The 23817-nt window shown below is 61.0% G+C and carries 21 protein-coding genes; 11 read left to right on the forward strand and 10 right to left on the reverse strand.

Annotated features, from left to right (window positions below):
• Positions 1-46: 46 nt before the first annotated feature.
• From ACM530_RS04380 to rlmF, 4 genes are all read left to right on the forward strand, one after another.
• Complete coding sequence (locus ACM530_RS04380) at positions 47-475, forward strand: DNA polymerase III subunit chi (protein ID WP_242194515.1); 429 nt, start codon at positions 47-49, stop codon at positions 473-475.
• Between the two features lie 7 nt (positions 476-482).
• Positions 483-869: a DNA polymerase III subunit chi gene (locus ACM530_RS04385; RefSeq protein WP_145161375.1), complete on the forward strand. Its 387-nt coding sequence runs from the start codon at positions 483-485 to the stop codon at positions 867-869.
• A 212-nt stretch (positions 870-1081) separates the two neighbouring features.
• On the forward strand, positions 1082-3928 hold the full coding sequence (locus ACM530_RS04390) for a valine--tRNA ligase (RefSeq protein WP_416364330.1): 2847 nt from the start codon (positions 1082-1084) through the stop codon (positions 3926-3928).
• 236 nt (positions 3929-4164) lie between these two features.
• Positions 4165-5184 (forward strand): 23S rRNA (adenine(1618)-N(6))-methyltransferase RlmF, encoded by a 1020-nt coding sequence (gene rlmF, locus ACM530_RS04395; protein WP_416364331.1) that lies wholly within the window; start codon positions 4165-4167, stop codon positions 5182-5184.
• A gap of 116 nt (positions 5185-5300) precedes the next feature.
• On the opposite strand, the gene ACM530_RS04400 is transcribed toward rlmF, so the two are convergent.
• Positions 5301-5582 carry an HU family DNA-binding protein gene (locus ACM530_RS04400; RefSeq protein WP_003188840.1) on the reverse strand — a complete coding sequence of 94 codons (282 nt, stop codon included), beginning with the start codon at positions 5580-5582 and terminating at the stop codon, positions 5301-5303.
• Between the two features lie 394 nt (positions 5583-5976).
• Here ACM530_RS04400 and yejK point away from each other — a divergent pair, with 394 nt between their 5' ends.
• Both yejK and ACM530_RS04410 read left to right on the forward strand, forming a co-directional pair.
• Entirely contained in the window at positions 5977-6981 is a 1005-nt protein-coding gene (gene yejK / locus ACM530_RS04405; protein ID WP_106579474.1) for a nucleoid-associated protein YejK, read from the forward strand.
• Positions 6981-7331 carry a glutaredoxin family protein gene (locus ACM530_RS04410; protein WP_416364332.1) on the forward strand — a complete coding sequence of 117 codons (351 nt, stop codon included), beginning with the start codon at positions 6981-6983 and terminating at the stop codon, positions 7329-7331. Before yejK ends, ACM530_RS04410 begins: the two co-directional genes overlap by 1 nt.
• Positions 7332-7470: 139 nt before the next feature.
• Here the strand turns inward: ACM530_RS04410 and ACM530_RS04415 are convergent, their stop codons facing one another.
• The 6 genes from ACM530_RS04415 to ACM530_RS04440 form a co-directional block, all read right to left on the reverse strand.
• Positions 7471-9711, reverse strand: coding sequence for a TonB-dependent receptor (locus tag ACM530_RS04415; protein WP_416364333.1), 2241 nt, complete (start codon positions 9709-9711; stop codon positions 7471-7473).
• Between the two features lie 285 nt (positions 9712-9996).
• Complete coding sequence (locus ACM530_RS04420) at positions 9997-10974, reverse strand: FecR family protein (protein ID WP_242194524.1); 978 nt, start codon at positions 10972-10974, stop codon at positions 9997-9999.
• Positions 10971-11549, reverse strand: coding sequence for an RNA polymerase sigma factor (locus tag ACM530_RS04425; RefSeq protein WP_145161363.1), 579 nt, complete (start codon positions 11547-11549; stop codon positions 10971-10973). The genes ACM530_RS04420 and ACM530_RS04425 overlap by 4 nt, the downstream gene beginning before the upstream one ends.
• A gap of 7 nt (positions 11550-11556) precedes the next feature.
• Entirely contained in the window at positions 11557-11883 is a 327-nt protein-coding gene (locus ACM530_RS04430; RefSeq protein ID WP_416364334.1) for a DUF3325 domain-containing protein, read from the reverse strand.
• Positions 11884-13458 carry a PepSY-associated TM helix domain-containing protein gene (locus ACM530_RS04435; protein ID WP_416364335.1) on the reverse strand — a complete coding sequence of 525 codons (1575 nt, stop codon included), beginning with the start codon at positions 13456-13458 and terminating at the stop codon, positions 11884-11886. It lies immediately after the preceding gene.
• Positions 13455-13757 (reverse strand): DUF3649 domain-containing protein, encoded by a 303-nt coding sequence (locus tag ACM530_RS04440; RefSeq protein WP_145161357.1) that lies wholly within the window; start codon positions 13755-13757, stop codon positions 13455-13457. Before ACM530_RS04440 ends, ACM530_RS04435 begins: the two co-directional genes overlap by 4 nt.
• A 170-nt stretch (positions 13758-13927) precedes the next feature.
• On the opposite strand from ACM530_RS04440, the gene ACM530_RS04445 reads away from it, so the two are divergent.
• The 3 genes from ACM530_RS04445 (at position 13928) to fecA (ending at position 17781) form a co-directional block, all read left to right on the forward strand.
• Positions 13928-14416 carry a sigma-70 family RNA polymerase sigma factor gene (locus tag ACM530_RS04445; RefSeq protein ID WP_145161355.1) on the forward strand — a complete coding sequence of 163 codons (489 nt, stop codon included), beginning with the start codon at positions 13928-13930 and terminating at the stop codon, positions 14414-14416.
• Complete coding sequence (locus ACM530_RS04450; protein ID WP_404487025.1) at positions 14413-15354, forward strand: FecR domain-containing protein; 942 nt, start codon at positions 14413-14415, stop codon at positions 15352-15354. The genes ACM530_RS04445 and ACM530_RS04450 overlap by 4 nt, the downstream gene beginning before the upstream one ends.
• Before the next feature lie 90 nt (positions 15355-15444).
• Complete coding sequence (fecA, locus tag ACM530_RS04455; RefSeq protein ID WP_416364336.1) at positions 15445-17781, forward strand: TonB-dependent Fe(3+) dicitrate receptor FecA; 2337 nt, start codon at positions 15445-15447, stop codon at positions 17779-17781.
• Between the two features lie 389 nt (positions 17782-18170).
• Here fecA and ACM530_RS04460 read toward each other — a convergent pair whose 3' ends face one another.
• Positions 18171-19043 carry a LysR family transcriptional regulator gene (locus ACM530_RS04460; RefSeq protein ID WP_416364337.1) on the reverse strand — a complete coding sequence of 291 codons (873 nt, stop codon included), beginning with the start codon at positions 19041-19043 and terminating at the stop codon, positions 18171-18173.
• Positions 19044-19149: 106 nt separating this feature from the next.
• Between ACM530_RS04460 and ACM530_RS04465 the strand changes: the two genes are divergently transcribed.
• Entirely contained in the window at positions 19150-20661 is a 1512-nt protein-coding gene (locus ACM530_RS04465; RefSeq protein ID WP_416364338.1) for an MFS transporter, read from the forward strand.
• A 58-nt stretch (positions 20662-20719) separates the two neighbouring features.
• Here the strand turns inward: ACM530_RS04465 and ACM530_RS04470 are convergent, their stop codons facing one another.
• The gene (locus tag ACM530_RS04470; protein WP_106579487.1) at positions 20720-21130 is read right to left on the reverse strand and encodes an HPF/RaiA family ribosome-associated protein; all 411 of its coding nucleotides are present in this window, start codon (positions 21128-21130) and stop codon (positions 20720-20722) included.
• 213 nt (positions 21131-21343) lie between these two features.
• Positions 21344-22291 (reverse strand): LysR substrate-binding domain-containing protein, encoded by a 948-nt coding sequence (locus ACM530_RS04475; RefSeq protein ID WP_145161345.1) that lies wholly within the window; start codon positions 22289-22291, stop codon positions 21344-21346.
• A gap of 137 nt (positions 22292-22428) precedes the next feature.
• On the opposite strand from ACM530_RS04475, the gene ACM530_RS04480 reads away from it, so the two are divergent.
• Complete coding sequence (locus ACM530_RS04480; protein ID WP_416364339.1) at positions 22429-23805, forward strand: L-serine ammonia-lyase; 1377 nt, start codon at positions 22429-22431, stop codon at positions 23803-23805.
• Positions 23806-23817: the final 12 nt, after the last annotated feature.

The following is a 23817-nucleotide window of genomic DNA, read 5'->3' on the forward strand; positions in this document are numbered from 1 at the left end:
AAGATTCCGGGGCGGCCCTCTTGCCGCCCTGGTCTCAGGAACCGCAATGACCCAAGTCGACTTCTATATATTGCCCAGCGCCGATCCTTCCGCGCGCCTGGACTTTGCCTGCAAGCTCACCGAAAAAGCCTGGCGCATGGGCCACCGCATCTACCTGCATTGCAGCGATGCTGCCCAACGTGACGACCTCGACGCGCGCTTATGGCGCTTCAAGGGCGAAAGCTTCGTGCCGCACGGCCCTGCCGAGTCCGAACCCGAAGGCCTGGTTGTGCTGGGCCTGGGTGACAGCTGCGGCGATCACAACGACCTGTTGGTCAACCTGGACCTGAAAGTACCCGCCTTCGCCAAGGCATTTGCCCGTGTGGCAGAAGTGGTGGTGGAAGATCCGGCTATTCGTCAGGCCGCGCGGGAGAGTTTCCGTTTCTACCGCGAACAGGGCTATTCTCTGCAGGATCACCGGCTACAACGACTTTGAGTACATGATGGACACGCCAAACCCTATAAAAAAAGACGACCACCTGCTGGACGACCTCGAGTCGATCCGTCAGTTGCTCGGTGATGATGGCTTGCAACCGCCGCTGCTGACCGAAACGGTCGACGCCGAGGTACAGATTCCGCTGCTGTTCGACATGGTCAGTGGCAAGCCTGTTGCACCCGAGCCTGTCGCTGCCGCTCCCGTGGCAGAAGCCAAACCCGCCGCAGAAAAAGCGCCCGACGCCCTGCTGCTGCATCTGGACAACGAGTTGCGCGCCGCTGCGCAGTTGATCATGCAAGACGTGATCGACGACTTTGCTCCGCATATCGAAGCCGAAATCAAACGGCGAATGGATGCGCGCATGGAGCGGTTGCTCAGCCAATATCAGTCCTGAGCCACACCTGGATCTACTGTGGGAGGGGGCTTGCCCCCGATAGCGCTGGGTCAGTCAGCTTATCAGTCACTGACCTACTGCCATCGGGGGCAAGCCCCCTGCCACATTTGCACTGCGTACGTCTCTAGCCTGTCTTCGCCTCGCCCTGCGCCCTATCCCCCGTTATACTTGCCGGCTTTCCTGAATTAATGCCAACTAGGGTCCCGCCGCGCATGGATAAGACCTACCAGCCGCACGCTATTGAAACTTCCTGGTACGAGACCTGGGAGTCCGAGAATTATTTCGCTCCGCAAGGCGCGGGTGATGCCTACACCATCATGATTCCGCCACCGAACGTCACTGGCAGCCTGCACATGGGCCATGGCTTCAACAATGCGATCATGGATGCGTTGATCCGTTTCCGCCGCATGCAGGGCCGCAACACCCTGTGGCAACCGGGCACCGACCACGCCGGTATCGCCACCCAGATGCTGGTGGAACGCCAACTCGAAGCCACCGGCCAGAACCGTCATGACCTGGGTCGCGAGAAATTCCTGGAGAAGATCTGGGAATGGAAAGACCAGTCCGGCGGCAACATCAGCCGTCAGATCCGTCGCCTGGGCTCGTCCGTAGACTGGAGCCGTGAGCGCTTCACCATGGACGACGGCCTGTCGGAAGCCGTGAAAGAAGCCTTCGTGCGCCTGCACGAAGACGGCCTGATCTACCGCGGCAAGCGTCTGGTCAACTGGGATACCAAGCTGCACACGGCGATTTCCGACCTCGAAGTGGAAAACCACGACGAGAAAGGCTTCCTGTGGAACCTCAAGTACCCGCTGGCCGACGGCGCCAAGACCGCTGAGGGCAACGACTACCTGATCGTCGCCACGACACGTCCGGAAACCATGCTCGGCGATGCCGCCGTGGCCGTTAACCCGAACGATGAACGCTACCAGGCGCTGATCGGCAAGTTCGTTGAGCTGCCGTTGGTTGGCCGTCGTATTCCGATCATCGCTGACGACTACTGCGACCCTGAATTCGGCACCGGCTGCGTGAAAATCACCCCGGCTCACGATTTCAACGACTACGAAGTCGGCAAGCGCCACAATCTGCCGCTGCTGAACATCTTCGACAAGAATGCCGCCGTGCTGCCGGCGTGCCAGGTGTTCAACCTCGACGGTACGCTGAACGAGAGCATCGACGGCAAGATCCCGGCCGAATACGCCGGCCTCGACCGTTTTGAAGCGCGCAAGCAGATCGTGGCGGCGTTCGACGCTGCCGGTTTGCTGGTGAGCGTTGACGACCACGCACTGAAAGTGCCGAAAGGCGACCGCTCCGGCACCGTCATCGAGCCGTGGCTGACCGACCAGTGGTACGTGTCCACCAAGCCGTTGGCTGAACCTGCGATTGCCGCCGTGGAAGACGGCCGTATCCAGTTCGTGCCTAAACAGTACGAAAACATGTACTTCTCGTGGATGCGTGACATTCAGGATTGGTGCATCAGCCGTCAGCTGTGGTGGGGCCACCGGATTCCGGCCTGGTACGACGAGTCGGGCAAGGTCTACGTTGGCCGCGATGAAGCCGAAGTACGCGCCAAGCACAACCTCGGCCCGGACGTGGCGCTGCAACAGGACAACGACGTACTGGACACCTGGTTCAGCTCGGGCCTGTGGACATTCTCCACGCTCGGCTGGCCGCAACAGACTGAGTTCCTGAAAAAATTCCACTCCACCGACGTGCTGGTCACCGGCTTCGACATCATTTTCTTCTGGGTTGCCCGGATGATCATGCTCACCATGCATTTGGTGAAGAACGAAGACGGTACGCCGCAAGTGCCGTTCAAGACCGTGTACGTGCACGGTCTGGTGCGTGATGGCCAGGGCCAGAAGATGTCCAAGTCCAAGGGCAACGTCCTGGACCCGCTGGACATCATCGACGGCATCGACCTGGAAACCCTGGTGCACAAACGCACCTCGGGCCTGATGCAGCCGAAACTGGCGAAGAAGATCGAGAAGCAGACCCGCGACGAGTTCGCCGACGGCATTGCCAGCTATGGCACTGACGCCCTGCGCTTCACCTTCTGCTCGCTGGCATCCACCGGTCGCGACATCAAGTTCGACATGGGCCGCGTCGAAGGCTATCGCAACTTCTGCAACAAGATCTGGAACGCCGCGCGCTACGTGCTGGATAAAGGCGAAGACTGCGGCCAGAACGGCGAAGCCTATGAGCTGAGCCTGGCTGATCGCTGGATCATCTCGCAGTTGCAGCGCACTGAAGCCGAAGTGACCCGCCAACTCGACCAGTTCCGTTTCGACCTGGCCGCACAAGCCTTGTACGAGTTCATCTGGAACCAGTATTGCGACTGGTACCTGGAACTGTCCAAGCCTGTGCTGTGGGACGAAAACGCGCCGGTCGAACGTCAGCGTGGCACCCGCCGCACCCTGGTGCGCGTGCTGGAAGTGGCCCTGCGCCTGGCGCACCCGTTCATGCCGTTCATCACCGAAGAAATCTGGCAGCGCCTCGCGCCGCTGGCCGGTATCGAAGGCAAGACCATCATGTTGCAGCCTTGGCCGGTGGCCAACGAAGCGCGCATTGATGAGGCGGCCGAAAGCGATATCGAATGGCTCAAGACCTTGATGCTCGGCACGCGCAACATCCGCGCCGAAATGAACATCGGGCCGGGCAAGCCATTGGCGGTATTCGTGAAGAATGCCAGCGCCGAAGATCAACGTCGCCTCACCGAGAACGACGCGCTGCTCAAGAAGCTGGCAAAACTGGAGTCGATCACCGTGTTGGCTGACGGCGCCGAAGCACCGCTGTCCGCGACTGCGTTGGTCGGCGACATGGAAGTGCTGGTGCCGATGGCTGGCCTGATCGACAAGGGCGCGGAACTGGCCCGTCTCGACAAGGAAATTGCCCGCCTGCAAGGCGAAGTGCAGCGAGTGGGCGGCAAGCTGTCCAACGCGGCGTTCGTCGACAAGGCGCCGGCTGAAGTGATCGACAAAGAACGCGCCAAGCTGGCCGAGGCTGAACAGGCCTTGGGCAAGCTGGCAGAGCAACATGCACGGATTTCCAGCCTGTAAGGTGAACCCCGTGTAAGAAAGAGGCCTTCGGGCCTCTTTTTTTTGCCCTGGAATTTTCCAATCCTTGCTGGCAATCCAGTCAATGTGGGAGGGGGCTTGCCCCCGATGGCGGTGTATCAGTCTGCATATTTTGCCCCTCACACCGCAATCGGGGGCAAGCCACCTCCCACATTTGCCCGAGAGGGTCTCAGGATGTGTGACAATGCCCACCACTTTGAGCCAACACCAGAATCAACATGACCGCCCCCAGCACACCTAAACCTCCGCGCAAGAAGCCTAAACCCGCCGCCCCGGCCAAGCCCGTGGCACCGCGCAAAGAGGCAACCCTGCACCCGCGCAACCGCCACACAGGCCGTTACGACTTCCCGGCGCTGATCAAGACCACGCCGGAACTGGCGCAATTTGTGATCATCAACCCGTACGGTAAAGAGAGCATCGACTTTGCCAGCCCGGACGCAGTGCGGGTGTTCAACCGGGCGCTGTTGAAGGCGTTCTATGGCATCCAGCATTGGGACATTCCGGCGGACTACCTGTGCCCGCCGGTGCCGGGGCGTGCCGATTACGTGCATTTTCTTGCCGACCTGCTGGCCAGCGTCAACGACGGCAAGATCCCGCGCGGTTCAATCGTCAAGGTGCTGGACATCGGCATGGGCGCCAACTGCGTCTACCCGCTGATTGGCTACATGGAGTACCGCTGGAACTTCCTCGGCTCGGAGGTCGACCCTATCGCGGTGTCCGCCGCCAAGGCCATCGTACAGTCCAACGACCTGAGCAAAGTTATCCAACTGCGTCAGCAACCCAACCCCAAGCAGATCCTGCTGGGCCTGCTGGAGCCGGGCGAACGCTTTGACCTGACCATGTGCAACCCGCCGTTCCACGCGTCCATGGAAGAAGCCACCAAGGGCAGCGAGCGTAAGTGGCGCGCCCTGGGCAAGGCCGATCCCAAGCGCAAGTTGCCGGTCCTGAACTTCGGTGGCCAGTCGGCGGAGCTGTGGTGTGAGGGCGGTGAAGCGCGCTTCGTCACGCAGCTTATCGCCGAGAGTGCGCACTTTGCCCACAAGGTGCTGTGGTTCAGCACCCTGGTGTCAAAAGCGTCGAACTTGCCCGCGATCCAGACAGCCCTCAAAAAAGCCGGCGTACTCGAAAGCCAAGTGGTGGAAATGTCCCAGGGTCAGAAGCAAAGCCGCTTCGTGGCCTGGACCTTCCAGACCAAGAACGAGCAGCAGATCTGGCGTCAGCGCTGGGTGCGCGACTGAAACGGTGGCGAGGGCGTTTGCTCCCTCGCCACGGTTGAGCCGCCACTGCAGTCAAATCGCAGGCAACAAAAAACCGTGCCCGGATTGCTCCGGAGCACGGTTTTTTTTGCTGCGTCTTACTTGTTAACAGCGTCGGTCAGGCCTTTGGCCACAACCAGCTTGATAACTTTCTTGGCAGCGATTTCGATGGCAGCGCCAGTCGAAGGGTTACGGCCAGTACGGGCTGGACGCTCAGTCACTTTCAGTTTGCCAACGCCTGGCAGAGTGATTTCGCCGCCGTTTTCCAGCTGATCAGCAACAACTTGGCTCAGTTGGTCCAGCAGAGCGCGCACGGTAGTTTTCGGTGCGTCTACTGCTTCAGCCAGGTCAGCGATCAGTTGGTCTTTAGTAATAGCCATTGTGGTGTTCCTTCCCTATCAAATTCATATGGATTGCAGAGTGCAGTGTCAGCCGTCGAGCCTGACCGTCAAGGCCTGGCACCCCCGGCCATAACCACGGGATCGGGGTTATAGATGCTTGAAACGGGGATTGGTTCGACCTGACAGATGCTGAATGCACGCTTAACGCCGAGTCTTGGCGTAAGACGGGGCAAAACTAGCACAGAGACGGGGAAATATCCGCCTCAACATACCCATTTGGTCAGCTTTATCGCTCTAAACCGTGAAAAAAAGGCATATAGCCCGTGGGAGGTCGCCCAAAACAGCCTTCCAAGCGCGTCATGGCCAATGGGTGCGGTACACTGGCGACTTTTTGGGGAGGCTTACCGCTCCCCTTCAACCAGCCGAGAAGCCTATGCCGATCCGTCACTGCATCGTCCACCTGATCGACAAAAAACCCGACGGCACACCCGCAGTTCTACATGCCCGCGATTCGGAGCTTGCCGAGTCGGCCGCCATCGAGAACATGCTTGCCGACCTCAACGAGAGCTACAACGCCAAACAAGGCAAGGCCTGGGGTTTCTTCCACGCCGAGTCCGGCGCGCACCCGTTCAGCGGCTGGTTGAAGGAATATTTCGACGGCAGTCAGGATTTCACCCGTTTCAGCCGCACGGCGGTCGAGCACCTGCAAAAGCTGATGGAGGAGTCCAACCTGTCCACCGGCGGCCACGTGTTGTTTGCCCACTACCAGCAAGGCATGACCGACTACCTGGCGATCGCCCTGCTGCACCACAGCGAAGGCGTGGCAGTGACCGATGAGCTGGACGTGACGCCCTCGCGTCACCTGGACCTGGGCCAACTGCACCTGGCGGCGCGGATCAACGTGTCCGAGTGGCAGAACAACAAGCAATCCAAGCAGTACATCTCGTTTATCAAAGGCAAGAACGGCAAGAAGGTCTCGGAATACTTCCGCGACTTTATCGGCTGCCAGGAAGGCGTCGACGGCCCGGGCGAAACCCGTACCCTGCTCAAGGCGTTCAGCGACTTTGTCGAGAGCGAAGACCTGCCCGACGAATCTGCCCGCGAAAAGACCAAAACCCTGGTGGACTACGCCAGCAGCCAGGCCAAACTCGGCGAGCCCATGGGCCTGGAAGAGTTGTCGGGGTTGATCGATGAAGACCGGCCAAAAGCGTTCTACGACCATATCCGCAACAAGGATTACGGCCTGTCGCCGGAAATCCCGGCCGACAAACGCACCCTCAACCAGTTCCGCCGCTTCACCGGTCGCGCCGAAGGCTTGTCCATCAGTTTTGAAGCGCACCTGTTGGGCGACAAGATCGAGTACGACGAAGCCGCTGGCACTTTGATCATCAAAGGCCTGCCGACCCAACTGACTGACCAGCTCAAGCGCCGCAACTGATGCTCGGCGGGGTCTTCAAGAAAGTCCTGTTGGTGTTGCTGGTCGTGGTGGTGATCCAGAACTGGGGCAAGATCGAGCGGCTGTTCAACCCCTCGCAGGTGGTTTCGGAGCAAGTACGCACATCGGCGCGCGTGGTGCTCTATGCCACCGAGTGGTGTGGCTACTGCAAGCAGATCCGACGTTTTCTGGACCAGAAAGGCATTCCGTACCAGGCGCTGGACATTGAGAAGGATGCCAAGGCGCGCAAAGCCTATGAGGCATTGGGCGGCGGCGGGATTCCGTTTGTGGACGTGAACGGCACGCTGATTCGCGATTACAACCCGGATGCGATCATGGCCGCGTTGAAATAGCTAATCTGCAAAACACTGCAGAACTGATGTGGGAGCGGGCTTGCTCGCGAAAGCGCAGTGTCAGTTGCTACAGGTATTGACTGATCCACCGCCTTCGCGAGCAAGCCCGCTCCCACATTTTGCTCTGCGCCAGCCTTAGTTAGAAGTTGGCTTCCAGCGACACCATCGCCGTGCGCTCTTCCCCCACGTTGTAATACGCCGTACTCGGCGCCAGGCCATTCACCGGTACCGAGTTGAACGCCACGGTGCGGGTCGAGCTCAGGTATTGCTTGTCGAACACGTTAAGCATCGAGAAGCGCAACGCTGCCGACTTGATGACTTTCTTGTCCACCGGCAAGTAAATACCAGCGTTCAGGTCGAATACCGTGCGGCCTTCGATTTTTTCCTTGTTGGTCAAATCGCCATAGAAGCTGCCGACGTACTTGCCCGCGATGTTGCCGTAGAAGCGCGCGTCGTCATACCCGAACACCAGGTTGAACATGTTTTCCGGCACGTTGGCCAGTTGCTTGCCCGCCGTCGGCAACAGCACATTCTTGCTGAGCAAATCGTCTTGCTGCTCGGACTTTGTGTAGGTGTACGAGGCGTAGTAGTTGAAGTGATGCGGCAACAAACCGCTCCACTCCAGTTCCAGGCCTTTGTTATCAACGCTGCCGACGTTGAGCACCATGTAGTCGCCGGCAGAATCGGTGGTCGACACCTGGCGATCCTTGAAGCTGATGTAGAACAGGGTCGCGCTCAACGCCATGTCGTCTTCGGTGTAGCGCCAGCCCAGCTCCTGGTTCCAGCTCAACTCAGACTTCAGGCTGACCGAGTCGCCCTTGTTGTACAGCACATAGTTGGGCGGCGTGCGCATGTTGCGGGTGACGTTGTAGAAGGTCTGGTTGCTTTCGTCGACCTGGTACTTGGCGCTGAAACTCGGCAGGAACTGGTGATAACGGGTGTTACGTTTTTCTGGTTTGTCGTACAGGCTGCCGAGGTTGTTGCCGTCACGCTCGACGTATTGGTACGCCACGCCGCCGACAAAACTCAGGTCCGGCGTGGCCTGCCAGCTGTCCTGCACCCAGAGTTTCTGCGACGGGGTGACGGTGTAGTAGTGGCGGCCCTGGACAGTCGCGCCGTTCTTGTCGACGACCTGCCCGCCGCTGTTGTAATCGCCCCACACATCATCGGGCGCGCCTTCGCCGTTGATGCCGATAAACGGCTGGGTCTGGCGCTGGCGCGCGCGTTCATACCAGTAGCCGTAGTCCAGGCTGTGTTCTTCGTTGATGTCCCATTTCATTTTCGCGGTGACGCCAGGGCGCCAGGTTTCGGTCCACGATGGCCGGTAATAGTTGGCCGATTGCAGGTTGCTCAGGTTGTAGTTGCCGGCTTTATCAGACTTTGGCCCCAGGTTGGATGCGGTCTGGCCGCTGAAGCTGCCACCGTTGGCCCAGTAGTAATAGGGCGTGACCGTCAGCGCCAGGTTGTCCTGCAACTGCCAGCGCTGGGTGAGCGTGGCGTTGACGCTTTCGAACGGGTTGCGATTGAGCTTATAGGACGACGACAGCAAACCCGACTTGTACACCGGCGTTTCCGAGTAGTCCTTGCGGCGCCCATCGGTCCCGAACTGCGACTTGCTCAGGGTGTTGTAGTTGTAATTTTCCTGGTTGTTGTATTTCACCGTGGCCAGGGTGGAGTTGCCGTTGCCGTCTTCAAACAGGCTGCTCCACTCGACTTTGTCACTGCGCAGCGTGCCTTTGCCGCGCCACTTGTCACCCTCAAGGTGAGAGGCCGACACCCAGCTCTTGAGGCCGCCAAAATCGCCCGTGTTCACCCGCACGAACGTCTTGCGCAGGTCATTGGCACCGACGATCTGTTTGGCGAACAGCCCGGACTCTTTGGTCGGGCGAATCGTGATCATGCCGATGTTGCCGCCGCTGGAGCCGATGTGCGGGCCGTCCGCCTCGGAGGAGCCCTGGGTGGCAAACACTTCGGCGAGGTTTTCCGGGTCGCCGAGCTGGTTTGAATACACGCTGTAGTTGCCCGAGTCGTTGATCGGCACGCCGTCGACAGACACCCCGACCTGGTCCGAACTCATGCCCCGCATGGTGAAGTTGGTGCCGCTGGTGCCGCTGGCGTCGTCGCTGGATACGTTGATGCCCGGCGTGTATTTAAGCTTGTCGATGGCGTTGGCGGTCGCGGACATTTCGTCCATGGCTTCCTTGGTCACCGTCGAACGCGCCTTGGCACTTTCTTCGCGAATCATGTGCCCGTTGCCCAGGGTTTGTTTGCCGGCAACATTTACCGAACCGACATCCTGGGTGGTGTCTGCCAAAACCAGCGGCGCAAAGCTACCTAGGCCCGATGCTAAAAGCAGGGCAGAGAGTGTGTTGATCTTCACGAGTAGATCCCTTACGTGCATCTATCTGTTGTTATGGAGGGAGGTACTGGCTGTCAAAACCGGGTGAACGGCGACGCCAATCTTCCTGACCACCTGCTCAGGAATCCGGGGATCATCCTTGGCCCGTGTAACGGTTTGGTGACAGGTTTTGGCAATTGGGATGAAGGTTAAATGAACGCTCTACAGGCACCGGGATACCTGGCCTACAGCGCCATGTAAAAAACCGGCAAGGGGAAATTTTTGAAAGAATCGCCACGCTGAAAGTGACGATCGAAGCATTCGTGTCTAGCGCAATACAATCATGCGACCCAGCACAGCGTGTTGTTCAAAACCCAGAACGGCCTGCAAGGCACTCAAAACTGCCAAGGGATCCTTGCTTGGAAAACTGCCACTGACGCGCTTGGCGCCCATCTCGTCGTTGATCAGCAGGATCCGGCCCGGGTAGTAACGGCCAAGGTCCCTGACTACATCCGCCAACGGCACCTTGTAGTAGTTGAGCCAGCCATCGCGCCATGCCAGACGTGATTCGCTGTCGACCGCGTGCAGAGTATCGGCCACACCGTCGGCGTAGGCCACTTGCTGGCCTGCCGTAAGAATTTGCTGTTGGCCCTGGCCTGACGGCGTGACACCCACGCGGCCGGACAGCACCGTCACCTGAGCGCCGGCCGGTTGCAGGCGCACTTCAAACTGCGTACCGAGCACTCGCGCTTCGCCACTGCCAGCCGCCACCACAAAGGGCTGGCCGGTGTGGGTCACGCTGAAAAAACCCGCCCCGCGGCGCAACTGAATGTGGCGCTCGCCGTGGCTGAAGTCCACGGCAATGGCGCTGTCGGCATCCAGCGTGACTTGGGATTGATCGGCCAGGGTCACGGTCTGCACTTGCCCCGGCGCCGTCACGTAATCAGCACCGAAGTCATCGACCCAGCGCGACGGCTGCCAGCCGGCGCCCATCGACACCATCACCAGCAGGCACGCGGCCACGGCCAGGGCGCCGGACCAGCGCACCGCACGCGAGCGCTTCGAGGTGTTCATCGCGTTGAGGTAGCCCTGCAAGGCCAAGGCGTCTTCGTCCGCCAGTTTGCGTGCCGGCACCTCGCTCAATTCCCACAACACCTGGGCCTGAGCATAGGCCTCGACGTGCGCGGGGTCGGCACGCAACCAACGGCTGAACGTGGCCTGGTCACCGCTGCTGGGCTGGTCATGCAACAAGCTCAACCATTCGAGTGCGGCCTGCTCCTGGGCGGGCGTGGGGGTGACGTTCACGGTGCTTTCCCTGGCGTGCGTGGGGACGAGGGTTCGCGAAGGCTGGCTTTGCAAGCTTCGAGGGCACGCATCATATGTTTTTCCACGGCACTTTGGGACAGCCCCATGGCCTGGGCAATTTGCGCATATTTGCGGCCGTGGATGCGGTTGAGCAGGAAAATCTGCCGGGTGCGCTCCGGCAGGCTGCGCAGGGCGGCTTCGACATGGCGCAGGTCATTGCCTGCTTCAAACGCCGCCTGGGGCTCGGAACCCTGGTTGTCTTGCTGCTCCGGCAACCAGCCCTCACTGCTGCGCACCCGGGCGCCTTCGCTGCGCAAGTGATCAATGGCGATGTTGCCGGCGCAGCGCAACAAGTAGGTGCTGAGTTCTTCGACCTGCACCAGCGGCCGGCGCCAGAAGCGCAGGAACAGGTCCTGCACCAGGTCGGCCGCCGTCGCCCGGCAGCCTACGCGCCGGCTGACCAGCGCTTCCATCTGCGAGCGCTGCGACAAAAACACCTGCAGGAAATGCGCACGCCCACCGGCCGCATCGGTGTGCTGGCTGTCCTGGGATTCGGGTGGGGTGCTGATCATCATGGGAAGCTCAGAGTAAGGCGAACGCCGCAACAGGACTGGCCAGCAGGCCGACGCCCGCCAGAATCAAGGCCAGCCTTGGCCGATACGGCAACAGCAACACCAGCAGCAGTGCGCTGAGCATCAATACGGCGCACCACTCCACCAACCCCTGCGCCCAATTCGAGGCCGTCACGGCCGGCCACATCGACAGCACCAGCAGCAGCCAACCGGCCACACGCAATGTGAGGCGTCGCGGTGGTGAGGGTTTGCTGTGCAGCAGTTCACCGTGATGGCGGTCGGTGGACAGGCACAGCGCGGTAAACCCGGCGTAGCACATCAACAGGGCGAGCAGCATTCAGTTCGCCTCCTGCTTGAGCGTCAGTCCACGTGCGCGTTCGGCCTTGGGCTGCGGCGCCGCGCGGCGCTGCATCTTCCAGGCCGCCCAGGTCAGGAACAGGCCGCTGGCCAGGCACGTCAGGTCAAAACCAGCCATGGCCCAATCACCGCTGGCCAGTGACACGCCCAAGTGCTGCGAGGTGGTCAATGCGTTGAGCAGTGGAATGGCCACAAACAGCAAGGCGCCGAGGCTCAGTTGCTCAACCCAGCCCTGGCGGCCTCGACGCAGCACGGCATGCAACAGGCTCAGGCCCCAGGCAATGAAGAAGGTTTGCACTTCCCAGTCGGACCGCTCGGCGAAGCTCACCGGCAACAACCGGTTGGCCCAGAAAAACGCCGCGATGGCGATCATCAGCCCGGCCATACTGGCCATGTTCAGCACTTCAACCAGCCGCAATTCAAACGGCATCACAGCGGTTTTGGCGTGCTTGAGCTGACGCTTGCCGAGCCAAATCACAAGGCCCGTGCCGATCATCGCCGTGCCCGCCAGGCCGCAGATAAAGTACAACCACCGCAGCACCGGGCCGGCGAAATGGCCCATGTGCAAGCCGTAGAAACTGCCGCCAATCGCCGCCGGCAACGACTGTTCACCGCTGACCCGCAACAACTCGCCGGTGGTGCCGTTGAACGACACACTGCTGCCGAAATCGTGCACCACGCGGTCGGCACCTGCGCGGACCACATTGACCGAGGCGTTCACATCGCCAGGGTTGTTGACCACCAGACGGCCAACATGCCCACCCGCCCATTGCTGGCGCGCTTGCTCGTACATCGGCCCTAACGGCAGCAATGCACCCGGCTGGCCGAGCGCCGGCGCGTTATTGGTATTGGGGAACACTTCATTGAAAAACGCACGGCTGTCGTCGCCGTAGGAAGCCACGATCGGCGCGGGCATCACCATGCTCATGAAGATCACCAGACTGCTGTAGGTGATCATCAAGTGAAACGGCAACACCAGCACGCCCACCGCGTTATGCCCGTCGAGCCAGGAGCGCTGGCCTTTGCGTGGGCGGAAGGTAAAGAAGTCCTTGAAGATTTTCTTGTGGGTGATGATGCCGGTGATCAGTGCCACAAACATCACCATCGCGGCGATGGTCGACAGCCAGCGCCCCCACGGGTAAGGCATCTGCAGCTGAAAGTGGAAGCGATAGAAGAACTCGCCGCCCATGCTTTCACGCGCCTGCACGGGCTGGCGGGTGACGGGATCGAGGACTTTCTGGATGAAGTTGCCGCGTTTGCCGGGGTCGACTTTGTCTTGCCACATCACCGACAGGCCGGGATCACGGCTGTCCGGCAGGGTGATAAACCAGCGCGCGGCGTTGGGCGCCTGTTGCTGCAGATAGGTTTGGGCGGCGGCGAGGCTACGCGCGTCATCCAACGGATAAGCCTGCACTTCGGGCTGCATCCAGTGGGTAATTTCGTCCTTGAAATAGGACAAGGTCCCTGTCAGGAAAATCGCAAACAGCAGCCAGCCAAAGATCAGTCCAGCCCAGGTGTGCAACCAGGCCATCGCCTGGCGAAAGCCCTCTTTCATGTGCGCGTCATCCACAAACCGATGCCCGCCAGCGTGGCAAACATCGCACTCGGCAGCATCACGCCAAACCAGGCTCGCCCTGCCGTGCGGCAGGCAAAACACCAGATTACCGCCAACAGGTAGAACACAAACGAACTCATCATCCCGGTGATCACCGCGTCGGCCCGGGACACGGGCATCCACAACGCCAGGCAGACGGCCGCCAGGGACGCCATCAGGTAACCGCCGACCACGGCAGCCAGCACGCGCGAGGTTACGGCGAGGCGATAGGCAACGGGAAGTGAGGGTTTGCTTTTCATACGGGAGGCGCCAGGGTCATCAGCGCGCAATATTAATGATAAATATTCTCATAAGCAAAAGAGAACGGATGAATCACCGGTCCTGGCGGATTGCCGAACCCCGTCACGCGCCCTACAATGCGAACAATTCTTGTTCTCTAAAGCATGCCGATGCTTATGGAGTGATTGCGTTGCAGCCGTCCACCCCCGTTGAAGTTCTGTACAACGACCATCACCACTGGCTCACCGGCTGGTTGCGACGCAAGCTCGGCTGCCCGGAAAGCGCGGCCGACCTGGCCCAGGACACCTTCATCCGTGTGCTCACCGCGCGGGAAGCCCCAACGCTGATCGAACCCCGCGCGTTCCTCACCACCGTGGCCAAGCGCGTGCTGTTCAACTTCTACCGTCGTCAGGACCTGGAACGCGCCTACCTCGACGCACTGGCGCAAATGCCCGAACACGTGGCGCCGTCGGAAGAAGAACGCGCAATCATCCTGCAGACCTTGCTGGAGCTCGACCAACTGCTCGACGGCCTGCCCGTTCAGGTCAAACGCGCCTTCCTGCTGGCCCAGCTCGACGGCCTGACCTACGCGCAAATCGGCGCCGAGCTAGGTATCTCCATCGCCACCGTCAAACGCCATCTGAATAAAGCCGCCATGCGCTGCTACTTCGCCCTATGAACTTTTCCACGCAAGTCGCCGAACAAGCCGTGCACTGGCTGATGGAAATGCAGCAAGGCGCACTCAACCCGCGCCAGCAAGCGGCCTGGCAGCAATGGCTGGACGCCCACAGCGAACATCAGCGCGCGTGGGACCATATCCAGCGCGTCAACCAACGCCTGCGCGGCATGCCCTCGCCCTTGGCGCACGCCGCCTTGAACGCGCCCAAATCCAGCAGCCGGCGCCAGGCCCTCAAGCTGCTGCTGATTCTCGGCGCCGGTTCGGCCGCGGCCTGGAGCCTGCGCCAGCAACATATTCTGCCGCCGCTGAGCGCCGACTACCGCAGCCCCGTGGGCCAACGACGCAAGGTGCAGCTGGCCGATGGCAGCCAGTTGCAGCTCAACACCGGCAGCGCAGTGGATGTGCACTTTGACGGCAGCCAACGCTTGGTCCGCTTGCTCGAAGGCGAGATTTTGCTGACCGCCCGCCCCGGCGATACGCCGCTGCACGTGCTGACCGGCCAAGGCCTGCTCAGCAGCCAGGCGGCGCGGCTGAACGTGCGTCAGTTCAACGACCACACGCAACTGGCAGTTTTCGATGGCCATGTCGAGGTAATGCCCAACCACTACAGCGGCCTGCCGCTGACCGTCGAGGCCTCGCGCCAAGTCAATTTCACCCGCAAAGGCTGGGACACCCCGCGCCCGACCGACGCCAACAGCGGCGCCTGGGCCGACGGCATGCTGGTGGCCGCCCACATGCGCCTGGGCGATTTCCTTGCCGAGTTGGGCCGCTATCGCCGAGGCCAGGTCAATTGCGACCCGCAAGTGGCCAACCTGCTGCTGTCCGGCAGCTACCCGCTGGACGACAGCGAACGCATTCTCGACCTGTTGGAAGTCAGCCTGCCGGTGAAAGTACGGCGTTTTACCCGCTACTGGGTGACCGTTGAGGCACGCGCGTAAATTATTTTTAAAAAACATGAGCCGTTTTCCACACCTCGCGTGACAGAGAAGGAAAGCCACCTTGATCCTACCTTCTCAGGACCGCCCTTCATGCCCCAGCAACCGACGCTTCTTGCCCGCACCTTGCGCCAATTCCTACTCGGCGCGAGCCTGAGTCTTACCGCGCTGCCCTCTGTAATGGCCGCCGATGCCAAGCCGTACCACATCGCCCCAGCGACCCTGGAAGCCGCGCTGAACCAATTTGGTCGCGAGGCTGGCGTGCTGATTTCGTTCGGCTCCGAGGTCACAGCGGGTATGCAGAGTCGGGGTTTGTCGGGCAACTACAGCGCTGACGAAGGCTTGCAAAAACTCCTGGAAGGCACCGGCCTGCAAGCCCGCGCCGAGGGCGATAACGCCTACAGCCTGCAACCGGCCAGCGCCCCGGCCACTCTCCAATTGCAAACCTCAAACGTGGTCGGCGACTGGCTCGGCGATGCGGCGCAAACCAACGTGTTCGAACACCCCGGCGCGCGTGATGTGATCCGCCGCGAAGAGTTCGAGCGCCAGGGCGCGACCCAGGCGCGTGACGTGCTCAACCGCATTCCCGGCGTCAACGCCCCGGAAAACAACGGCACCGGCAGCCACGACATGGCGCTGAACTTCGGCATTCGTGGGCTCAACCCACGCCTCGCCTCGCGTTCCACCGTCTTGATGGATGGCATCCCGGTGCCCTTCGCGCCGTATGGCCAACCGCAGCTGTCCTTCGCCCCGATCAGCATGGGCAACATGGACGCCGTGGACGTGGTACGCGGCGGCGGCGCGGTGCGTTACGGCCCGCAAAACGTCGGTGGCATCGTCAACTTCGTGACCCGCGCAATCCCGGACGCCCCCACCGTCAAAGGCGGCTTGCAGACCGAGACCAGCCCGTCCTCCAGCCATGATGGCTTCAAGACCACCGGCAACCTGCTGGCGGGCGGCACGGCCGATAACGGCCTGGGCGGCGCCATTTTGTATTCCGGCACCCGTGGCGGCGACTGGCGCGAAAACAGCAACACGCGCATTGACGACTTGATCCTCAAAGGCAAATACCAGTTGGACGACGCCAACAGCTTCAACGCCATGGCGCAGTACTACGAAGGTCAGGCCGATATGCCCGGTGGCTTGAACGTCAAGGACTACAAGGCTGATCCGTATCAGTCCACCCGCCCCTACGACAAATTCTGGGGTCGCCGTACGATGTTCAACGCCGGTTACCGCTACCAGGAAGACCGCCGCGAATTCACCGCCAACACCTTCTTCACCACCACGTTGCGTAATGGCTACCTGGATCAGGGCAACTTCCTCTCGCTGTCGCCGCGCGAGTATTGGGTACGCGGCCTCGAAACCCGCTTCGCCCAAGGCTTCGACCTTGGCCCCACCAGCCACGAAGTGGGCGTCGGCTACCGCTACATCAACGAAGCCGGGCACGAGTTGCGCTACCGCACGCCGATCAGCGCCAACCAGCAACTGCCCGACACCAACAGCCGCAACGACCGCGACACGCGTGGCGCCACCGAGGCCAACGCGTTTTTTGTCGATGACCGCATCGATATCGGCAAGTGGACCATCACCCCAGGCATCCGCTACGAGATGATCGAGTCCCAGCAGAGCAACAACCTGACCAACGTCAAATACAAGGGCGACTACAACACCGCGCTGCCGGCGTTGAACGTGCTTTACCACCTGACCGAAGACTGGAATCTTTACGCCAACACCGAAGGCTCGTTCGGCAGCGTGCAGTACAGCCAGATGCCCAACCGCGTGACCAGCGGCGAAGTGAAGCCGGAAAAAGCCCGCACCTGGGAACTCGGCACGCGGTATGACAACGGCACCCTGCGTGCGGAAATCGGCGCGTTCCTGATCAACTTCGACAACCAGTACGACAGCAACCAGACCAACGATTCGGTGATCGCCCGCGGCGAAACACGCCACCAAGGCATCGAGTCGAGCCTCAACTACGCCCTCGACGGGCTGAGCCCGGCGCTGGCCGGTTTTGATGTGTACGCCACCTACGCCTACGTCGACGCGACCATCCGCGAAGACGGCCCGAACAAGGGTAATCGCGTGCCCTTCTCCTCCAAGCACAAAGGCACCGTGGGCGTCGGTTACACCGAAGGCCGCTGGAAGCTCAACCTGGACAGCAGCTACCAGAGCAGCCAGTTCGCCGACAACGCCAACACCCAGGCGGAAAGTGTCGACGGCAGTACCGGACGCATCCCAGGCTACATGCTGTTCAGCAGCCGCGCGGCGTATGACTTCGGCCCACAACTGTCGGATTTGAACGTGGCAGTCGGTGTGAAAAATATCCTCAACAAGCAGTACTACACCCGCTCGTTCGACGATAACAACAAAGGCAAATACGTCGGTGAGCCACGCACGGTGTATGTGCAGACGTCCATCGCGTTCTGATTGCCTGAGTCATAAAAGCTCCAGCCAAGAACTGGGGTCTTACAAACGATGCAAAACCCTGTGGGAGCTGTCGAGCCCCGGCGAGGCTGCGAAGGCGGAGGCGGCGGCACAGGCGCTGTCCAAGTTGCCTGGCCCACCGCTTTCGCAGCCTCGCTAAAGCTCGACAGCTCCTACAAGGGATCGGGTTTGTCAGTCAGATCACGGTTCGCAAAAGCATCGGGACGAGCACAAATCTCACCCGCTATGAAGATCAACTGTGGGAGCTGTCGAGCCCCAGCGAGGCTGCGAAGGCGGCGGCACAGGCGCTATCCAAGGTGCCTGACTCACCGCTTTCGCAGCCTCGCTGAAGCTCGACAGCTCCCACAGGGGATCGGCTTTGTTGGTCAGGGTCAGCTACCCGCCAGGCAACTTGGGGTGCCGGCGACCAAGGCATCGATTGCGCAGCGTGTCTTGGCCGGCATGTGTGCGGCCGTGGGCCAAATCACGTGGATCGGCGCAGGCTGGTCGCGGTATGTCGGCAGTACCGCTTCCAGTTGGCCGCGCAGCACATAGTGCGCAATCAACCAGCTCGGCAACCACGCCAGGCCCACGCCCGCAATGGCGGCATCGGCCACGGCCTGGAGGTCGTCCAGCACCAAAGGCGAGGTCATCCCCGAGCGATACGAATTGTTGCAACGGTAGGCAATGCCTCGGTGGCTGGCGAGGTCATCAATACACTCAATTGGCCCGACACGTTGCACGTACGCAGGTGACGCGGCCAACCCCACGGACTGCTCGCCCAAACGGCGTGCGCTCAGGCGGTCGGTGTCCGGCAGCGGGCCAATGCGCACGGCCACGTCGAAGCCTTCCTGTGCCAGGTCTATCAGCCGGTCAGAGAAGGAGATCTCGATCTCCAATTGCGGATAACGGTCCATCAAGCCCCACAAAGCAGGCGCCGCGTAGTGGTGACCGAACGCCAGCGGCAGGCTCGCCCTTAACCGCCCGCGCGGCTGCTGCCGGCCACTCTCCAACACCGACTCAGCGGCCTCCAACTCGGCCAGTGCGCGCAAGCAATGCTCGTAATACGCCTGCCCATCCTCGGTCAGACGCTGGCGGCGGGTGGAACGCTGCAACAGGCAAGTGCCCAGGCGCGCTTCCAGTCGCGCCAAACCTTTACCCACCGCCGAGCGAGTGAGATTCAGCCGCTCGGCGGCCTCGGTCAGGTTGCCGCTCTCGACGATTTGCAAAAAAAGTTCAACGCCATCAAAACGCGGAGTGGCCATGATTCTATTGTCGCTCCTGATTCCCTTATCAAATGAAAACTTATCACGAATAAGGAAACCTGTTCCCGCGAGAATAGCGTTTCCACTCAACTGTAAGGAAAACCCCATGCCGCCCGCCGCCGCCGTATCGGCCGTCAGCGCTCCGCGCACCGCCAGAGATAGCCTTGCCCTCACCGCCGTCTGCCTCGTCGCCCTGATGTTCGGCCTGGAAATCTCCAGCGTGCCGGTGATCCTCCCGACCCTGGAACAGCAACTGGGCACAGGTTTTCAGGATGCCCAATGGATCATGAATGCTTACACCCTGGCCTGCACCAGCGTGTTGATGGCAGCCGGCACACTGGCTGATCGCTTTGGCCGGCGGCGCATGCTGGTGCTGTGCTTATGGCTGTTTGGCTTGGCCTCGCTGGCATGTGGCCTGGCGAACGATGCGCCTACGCTGATCGCAGCGCGTTTTGTTCAGGGCGTGGGCGCGGGCGCGATGATGATCTGCCAGTTCGCGATTCTTTCGCACCAGTTCCGTGAACCAACGACGCGGGCGCGTGCCTTCGCGATTTGGGGCGTGATCGCGGGCGTGGGCCTTGGCTTCGGGCCGATGGTGGGGGCGTTGATTCTGGCAGTCGCGGACTGGCGCTGGGTGTTCCTGGTCCATGCGCCGCTGACCTTGTTGACCTTGGTACTGCTGCGCATCAGCGTGCAGGAGTCGCGCGACCCGGCCGGCCATCGTCTGGATATCGCGGGCATGCTGACCCTGACCCTGTCGGTGTTCGCCCTGGTCTACTTCATCACTCAGGGCAGCGAGCACGGCTTCGGCTCAGCGGCCATGCTGGGCTGGGCGGGCTTGTCGCTGATGGCGCTGCTGCTGTTCATCGCTGTCGAGCGCCGCAGCGCTCACCCGATGTTCGATTTCTCGGTGTTTCGTATTCAGCGCTTCAACGGCGCCTTGATGGGTTCGATTGGCATGAACTTCAGCTTCTGGCCGTTCATGATCTACCTGCCGCTCTACTTCCAGGCGGGCCTGGGCTACGACACCATGACCACCGGCGGCGCCCTGCTCGCCTACACCTTGCCCACCTTGCTGGTGCCGCCGCTGGCTGAACGCCTGGCCCTGCGCTATGGCGCCGACCGCATCATTCCGTTGGGCCTGGGCCTGATGGGTACAGGCTTTATGGGTATGGCGGCGGCCAATGGCGCCGAACATCCGAGCGTCGTACTCGTGCTTTTCAGCTGCGTGACGGCAGGCGTGGGGCTGGCACTGACCAACTCACCAACCACCAACACCACCACCGGCTCCGTCTCGGCCGACCGCGCGGGCATGGCCTCGGGCATTGACCTGAGTGCGCGGCTGATCACGCTGGCACTTAACATCGCGCTGATGGGCCTGGTGCTGTTGCTCGGCATCGGTCATCACCTCTCTGGGCTATTGCCCGATACCACGGCCATGGATTGGCCCGCGATCAGCCAGAACATCGCCGCAGGCAGGTTGGACACGCCGATGCTCGCACCCGCAGATGCCCAGGCGGCCCTGCGCCATGGCGCCGGTTGGGCGATGCTTTTTGCCGGCTTTGGTGCTTGTGGGTTGGCGCTGTTGAGCAGGTATTTCTTTCGACGCGGCAGCTAAACGAAAACGGGCCTGCAGATGCAGGCCCGTTTGATTGGATTGAAAAAACACTCAGCTATCAGCCGTTAAGCGCAGCCTGTTCGTTTTCCAGAAATTCCTCTTCGAGTTCGGCCTCATCGGCCTTGGTATCAGGCAGAGCTTGCCCAGCGGCGCGTGGTTTGCCGCGTAATTTTCCGTACAGATGCTCCAGCGCGTGCTCAAGCTTGGTGGCTGCGCCATCGATTGCCTGTTCCAGGGTGTCGGCCTTGTGCAATACCGACAGTGGTTGATGGCCCTTTGGCCGTGCTTCCAGGCGGCAACTCAAATCGTGGGGACCGGGCTTGTCGCCATTTTCGTCTTTGAGGTAGACCTCGACGCGGGTCAGGTCTTCTTCGTAACGTTCGAGCGTGCTCTCAATGGTAGTACGTACCCACTCCTCCAGTCGGATGCTGCTTTCAATATGGTTATCGCTATTGACTTGGATTTGCATAGTTCTTCCCTTATTTCAGCTAGCTCGCAGGAGGTCACAAACTGCAACACCGGGGTGGTGAAACCATGACCTCTTGTTTACACAATTGAGCACTCAGAAGAACAATTCAACCCCTTTGCAAAGATAAATTCCACATTACAAATTAAGCCTGACGACAAGCAAAAACGCTGTTAGGGTGGGGAGTTAGTTACATCTTCTTACGCTTAGCCAACCCTACAATTGCCCCTCTCCCAACGGGTGCAATCCGCGAAAAATCCCCGCTTCCTCCACCAGCCAGTCATGCACCGCGCGTACGCCCGGATGGCTCAGCGCGCCCGGCGCATACAGCAGCACGTAGCGTTTGTGGTTCGGCACCGCGAGGCCGAACGGCACGATCAAGGTGCCACGCTCCAGCTCGTCGTTGAGCAAGGTGCGCCGCGCAATCGCCACGCCCATGCCGGCAATGGCGGCCTCGATGGTCAAGTGATTGCGGTTGAAGGTGTGCCCGCGCCGTACGTCGGCGTGGTGGTAGCCGATGGCATTCAGGTAAAACTCCCACTCAGCGTATTCATAACTCCCACGCCAGGCGGTGATGTCGTGCAACAGCGGAAAATGCACCAGGTCGGCCGGGCCATGCAACGGCGGACGCCCGCGCAACAAGCTGGGTGCGCACACCGGGAAAATCTGCTCATCGAGCAAGGCTGTGGATAACAGCCCGGGATAGCTGCCGTCGTTCAAGTCGATGGCCAAGTCGAAATCGCCCTCATGCAGGGCGACGCTGCTGTCTTCCGCGACCAAGCGCAGCTGAATATCCGGAAACCGTTGCTGCAGACGCGGCAAACGCGGGGTCAGCCACTTACCGAGAAACGACGGAATGGAGCGCAAGCGCAAGGTGCCGCTGATCATTCCCGCGTCCAGCCGCTGCAACTCGGCATCGATGCTGCCGTAGGCCTCGCCCACCGTCGCCGCCAGCCGCTGCCCCTCGGCGCTCAGTTCTACGCCGCGCGCGCGTCGATGAAACAGGCGAAAACCCAAACGCTCCTCCAGCTGGCGGATTTGCTGACTCACCGCCCCCGGCGTGATGTGCAGTTCTTCGGCGCAGCGGGTGAACGACAAATGCCGCGCGGCACAGGAAAAAACGTGCAGCCAGACGTAAGTCTGGCCATGAAGGGGCCGGGTCATAGGGTTTAGTCCTGCTAAAGGGTGTCTTAGGATAATTCGTTGGTCAGTGCCGTTCCAGGGGCTCAGTATCGCGCCAATTCCGCTCGTCCTACAAAACATGGCAGCGATTCCTACTCCATTACTTGTAAGGCTTTAGCATGGCTATCAGCGTTTTCGATCTATTCAAGGTGGGCATCGGCCCTTCCAGCTCCCATACGGTGGGCCCGATGCGGGCGGCGGCGACCTTTGCCCAGACCCTCACCGACCAACAATTGCTGAGCGAAACGCGCCGTGTCGAGGTGCGCCTGTATGGTTCGCTGTCCGCCACCGGCGTCGGCCACGCCACGGACCGCGCCTGCGTAATGGGCCTGATGGGCGAATGGCCGGACAAGGTCGACCCGACGTCGATCAACGCGCGTATCCAACAGTTGCGCGAAAGCGGCCAACTGCTGCTCGCAGGCACGCAGGAAATTGCCTTCAACTGGCACACCGACCTCCTGCTGCTGGACGAAAGCCTGCCCTACCACCCCAATGCCATGTCCCTGCACGCCTATGGCGACAACGGCCTACTGAGCGAACAGACCTATTACTCGGTCGGCGGTGGTTTCATCATCGAAGCGGCCGAAGCCGCTTCCGGCATTGCGCCGACCAGCAATGTTGAACTGCCCTACGACTTTTCCAGCGCCGTTGAACTGCTGGCCTTGTGCAACAAGCACGGTCTGCGGGTTTCCGAGCTGATGATGGCCAACGAACGCGCGTGGCGCAGCGATGAAGACATCCGCAGCGGCCTGCTGCACATCTGGTCGGTCATGCGCGAATGCGTGGAGCAAGGCCTGCGCGATGAAGGCATCTTGCCAGGTGGCCTGGACGTGCCACGCCGCGCGGCGAAATTGCACCGCAGCCTGCTGGAAATCGGCAAGCCGAATGTCATCACCTCAACATTGTCGGCGATGGAATGGGTCAACCTGTTTGCCCTCGCCGTCAACGAAGAAAACGCTGCCGGCGGGCGCATGGTCACTGCGCCAACCAATGGCTCGGCGGGGATCATCCCGGCGGTGCTGCATTACTACATGAAGTTCAACGCTGACGCTTCTGATGACGATGTAGTCAATTTCTTCCTGGCTGCCGCCGCCGTCGGCATCCTCTGCAAGAAAAACGCCTCGATCTCCGGCGCCGAAGTCGGCTGCCAGGGTGAAGTGGGTTCCGCCTGCGCAATGGCCGCTGCAGGCCTGGCCGATATCCTCGGTGCCACCCCGGAGCAGTTGGAAAACGCCGCCGAAATCGGCCTGGAACACAATCTCGGCCTGACCTGCGACCCGGTCGGCGGCCTGGTGCAAGTGCCGTGCATCGAGCGCAATGCCATCGCCGCGGTCAAGGCGATCAACGCCACGCAAATGGCCCTGCGCGGTGACGGCAAACACTTCATTTCCCTCGACCGGGTGATCCGCACCATGCGCGACACCGGCGCCGACATGCATGACAAATACAAAGAAACTTCACGGGGCGGCCTGGCGGTCAGCTGGGTGGAGTGCTGACCGGAGCACTGC

Source organism: Pseudomonas sp. NFX183 (assembly GCF_047943075.1).
Taxonomy (GTDB): Bacteria; Pseudomonadota; Gammaproteobacteria; order Pseudomonadales; family Pseudomonadaceae; genus Aquipseudomonas.

Excerpts from the sequence above, each read along its gene's own strand:
- ACM530_RS04380 (WP_242194515.1), top strand. The coding sequence starts at position 47 with ATGACCCAAGTCGACTTCTATATATTGCCCAGCGCCGATCCTTCCGCG.
- ACM530_RS04385 (WP_145161375.1), top strand. The coding sequence starts at position 483 with ATGGACACGCCAAACCCTATAAAAAAAGACGACCACCTGCTGGACGAC.
- ACM530_RS04390 (WP_416364330.1), top strand. The coding sequence starts at position 1,082 with ATGGATAAGACCTACCAGCCGCACGCTATTGAAACTTCCTGGTACGAG.
- rlmF (WP_416364331.1), top strand. The coding sequence starts at position 4,165 with ATGACCGCCCCCAGCACACCTAAACCTCCGCGCAAGAAGCCTAAACCC.
- ACM530_RS04400 (WP_003188840.1), bottom strand. The coding sequence starts at position 5,582 with ATGGCTATTACTAAAGACCAACTGATCGCTGACCTGGCTGAAGCAGTA.
- yejK (WP_106579474.1), top strand. The coding sequence starts at position 5,977 with ATGCCGATCCGTCACTGCATCGTCCACCTGATCGACAAAAAACCCGAC.
- ACM530_RS04410 (WP_416364332.1), top strand. The coding sequence starts at position 6,981 with ATGCTCGGCGGGGTCTTCAAGAAAGTCCTGTTGGTGTTGCTGGTCGTG.
- ACM530_RS04425 (WP_145161363.1), bottom strand. The coding sequence starts at position 11,549 with ATGATGATCAGCACCCCACCCGAATCCCAGGACAGCCAGCACACCGAT.
- ACM530_RS04430 (WP_416364334.1), bottom strand. The coding sequence starts at position 11,883 with ATGCTGCTCGCCCTGTTGATGTGCTACGCCGGGTTTACCGCGCTGTGC.
- ACM530_RS04435 (WP_416364335.1), bottom strand. The coding sequence starts at position 13,458 with ATGAAAGAGGGCTTTCGCCAGGCGATGGCCTGGTTGCACACCTGGGCT.
- ACM530_RS04440 (WP_145161357.1), bottom strand. The coding sequence starts at position 13,757 with ATGAAAAGCAAACCCTCACTTCCCGTTGCCTATCGCCTCGCCGTAACC.
- ACM530_RS04450 (WP_404487025.1), top strand. The coding sequence starts at position 14,413 with ATGAACTTTTCCACGCAAGTCGCCGAACAAGCCGTGCACTGGCTGATG.
- fecA (WP_416364336.1), top strand. The coding sequence starts at position 15,445 with ATGCCCCAGCAACCGACGCTTCTTGCCCGCACCTTGCGCCAATTCCTA.
- ACM530_RS04460 (WP_416364337.1), bottom strand. The coding sequence starts at position 19,043 with ATGGCCACTCCGCGTTTTGATGGCGTTGAACTTTTTTTGCAAATCGTC.
- ACM530_RS04465 (WP_416364338.1), top strand. The coding sequence starts at position 19,150 with ATGCCGCCCGCCGCCGCCGTATCGGCCGTCAGCGCTCCGCGCACCGCC.
- ACM530_RS04470 (WP_106579487.1), bottom strand. The coding sequence starts at position 21,130 with ATGCAAATCCAAGTCAATAGCGATAACCATATTGAAAGCAGCATCCGA.
- ACM530_RS04475 (WP_145161345.1), bottom strand. The coding sequence starts at position 22,291 with ATGACCCGGCCCCTTCATGGCCAGACTTACGTCTGGCTGCACGTTTTT.
- ACM530_RS04480 (WP_416364339.1), top strand. The coding sequence starts at position 22,429 with ATGGCTATCAGCGTTTTCGATCTATTCAAGGTGGGCATCGGCCCTTCC.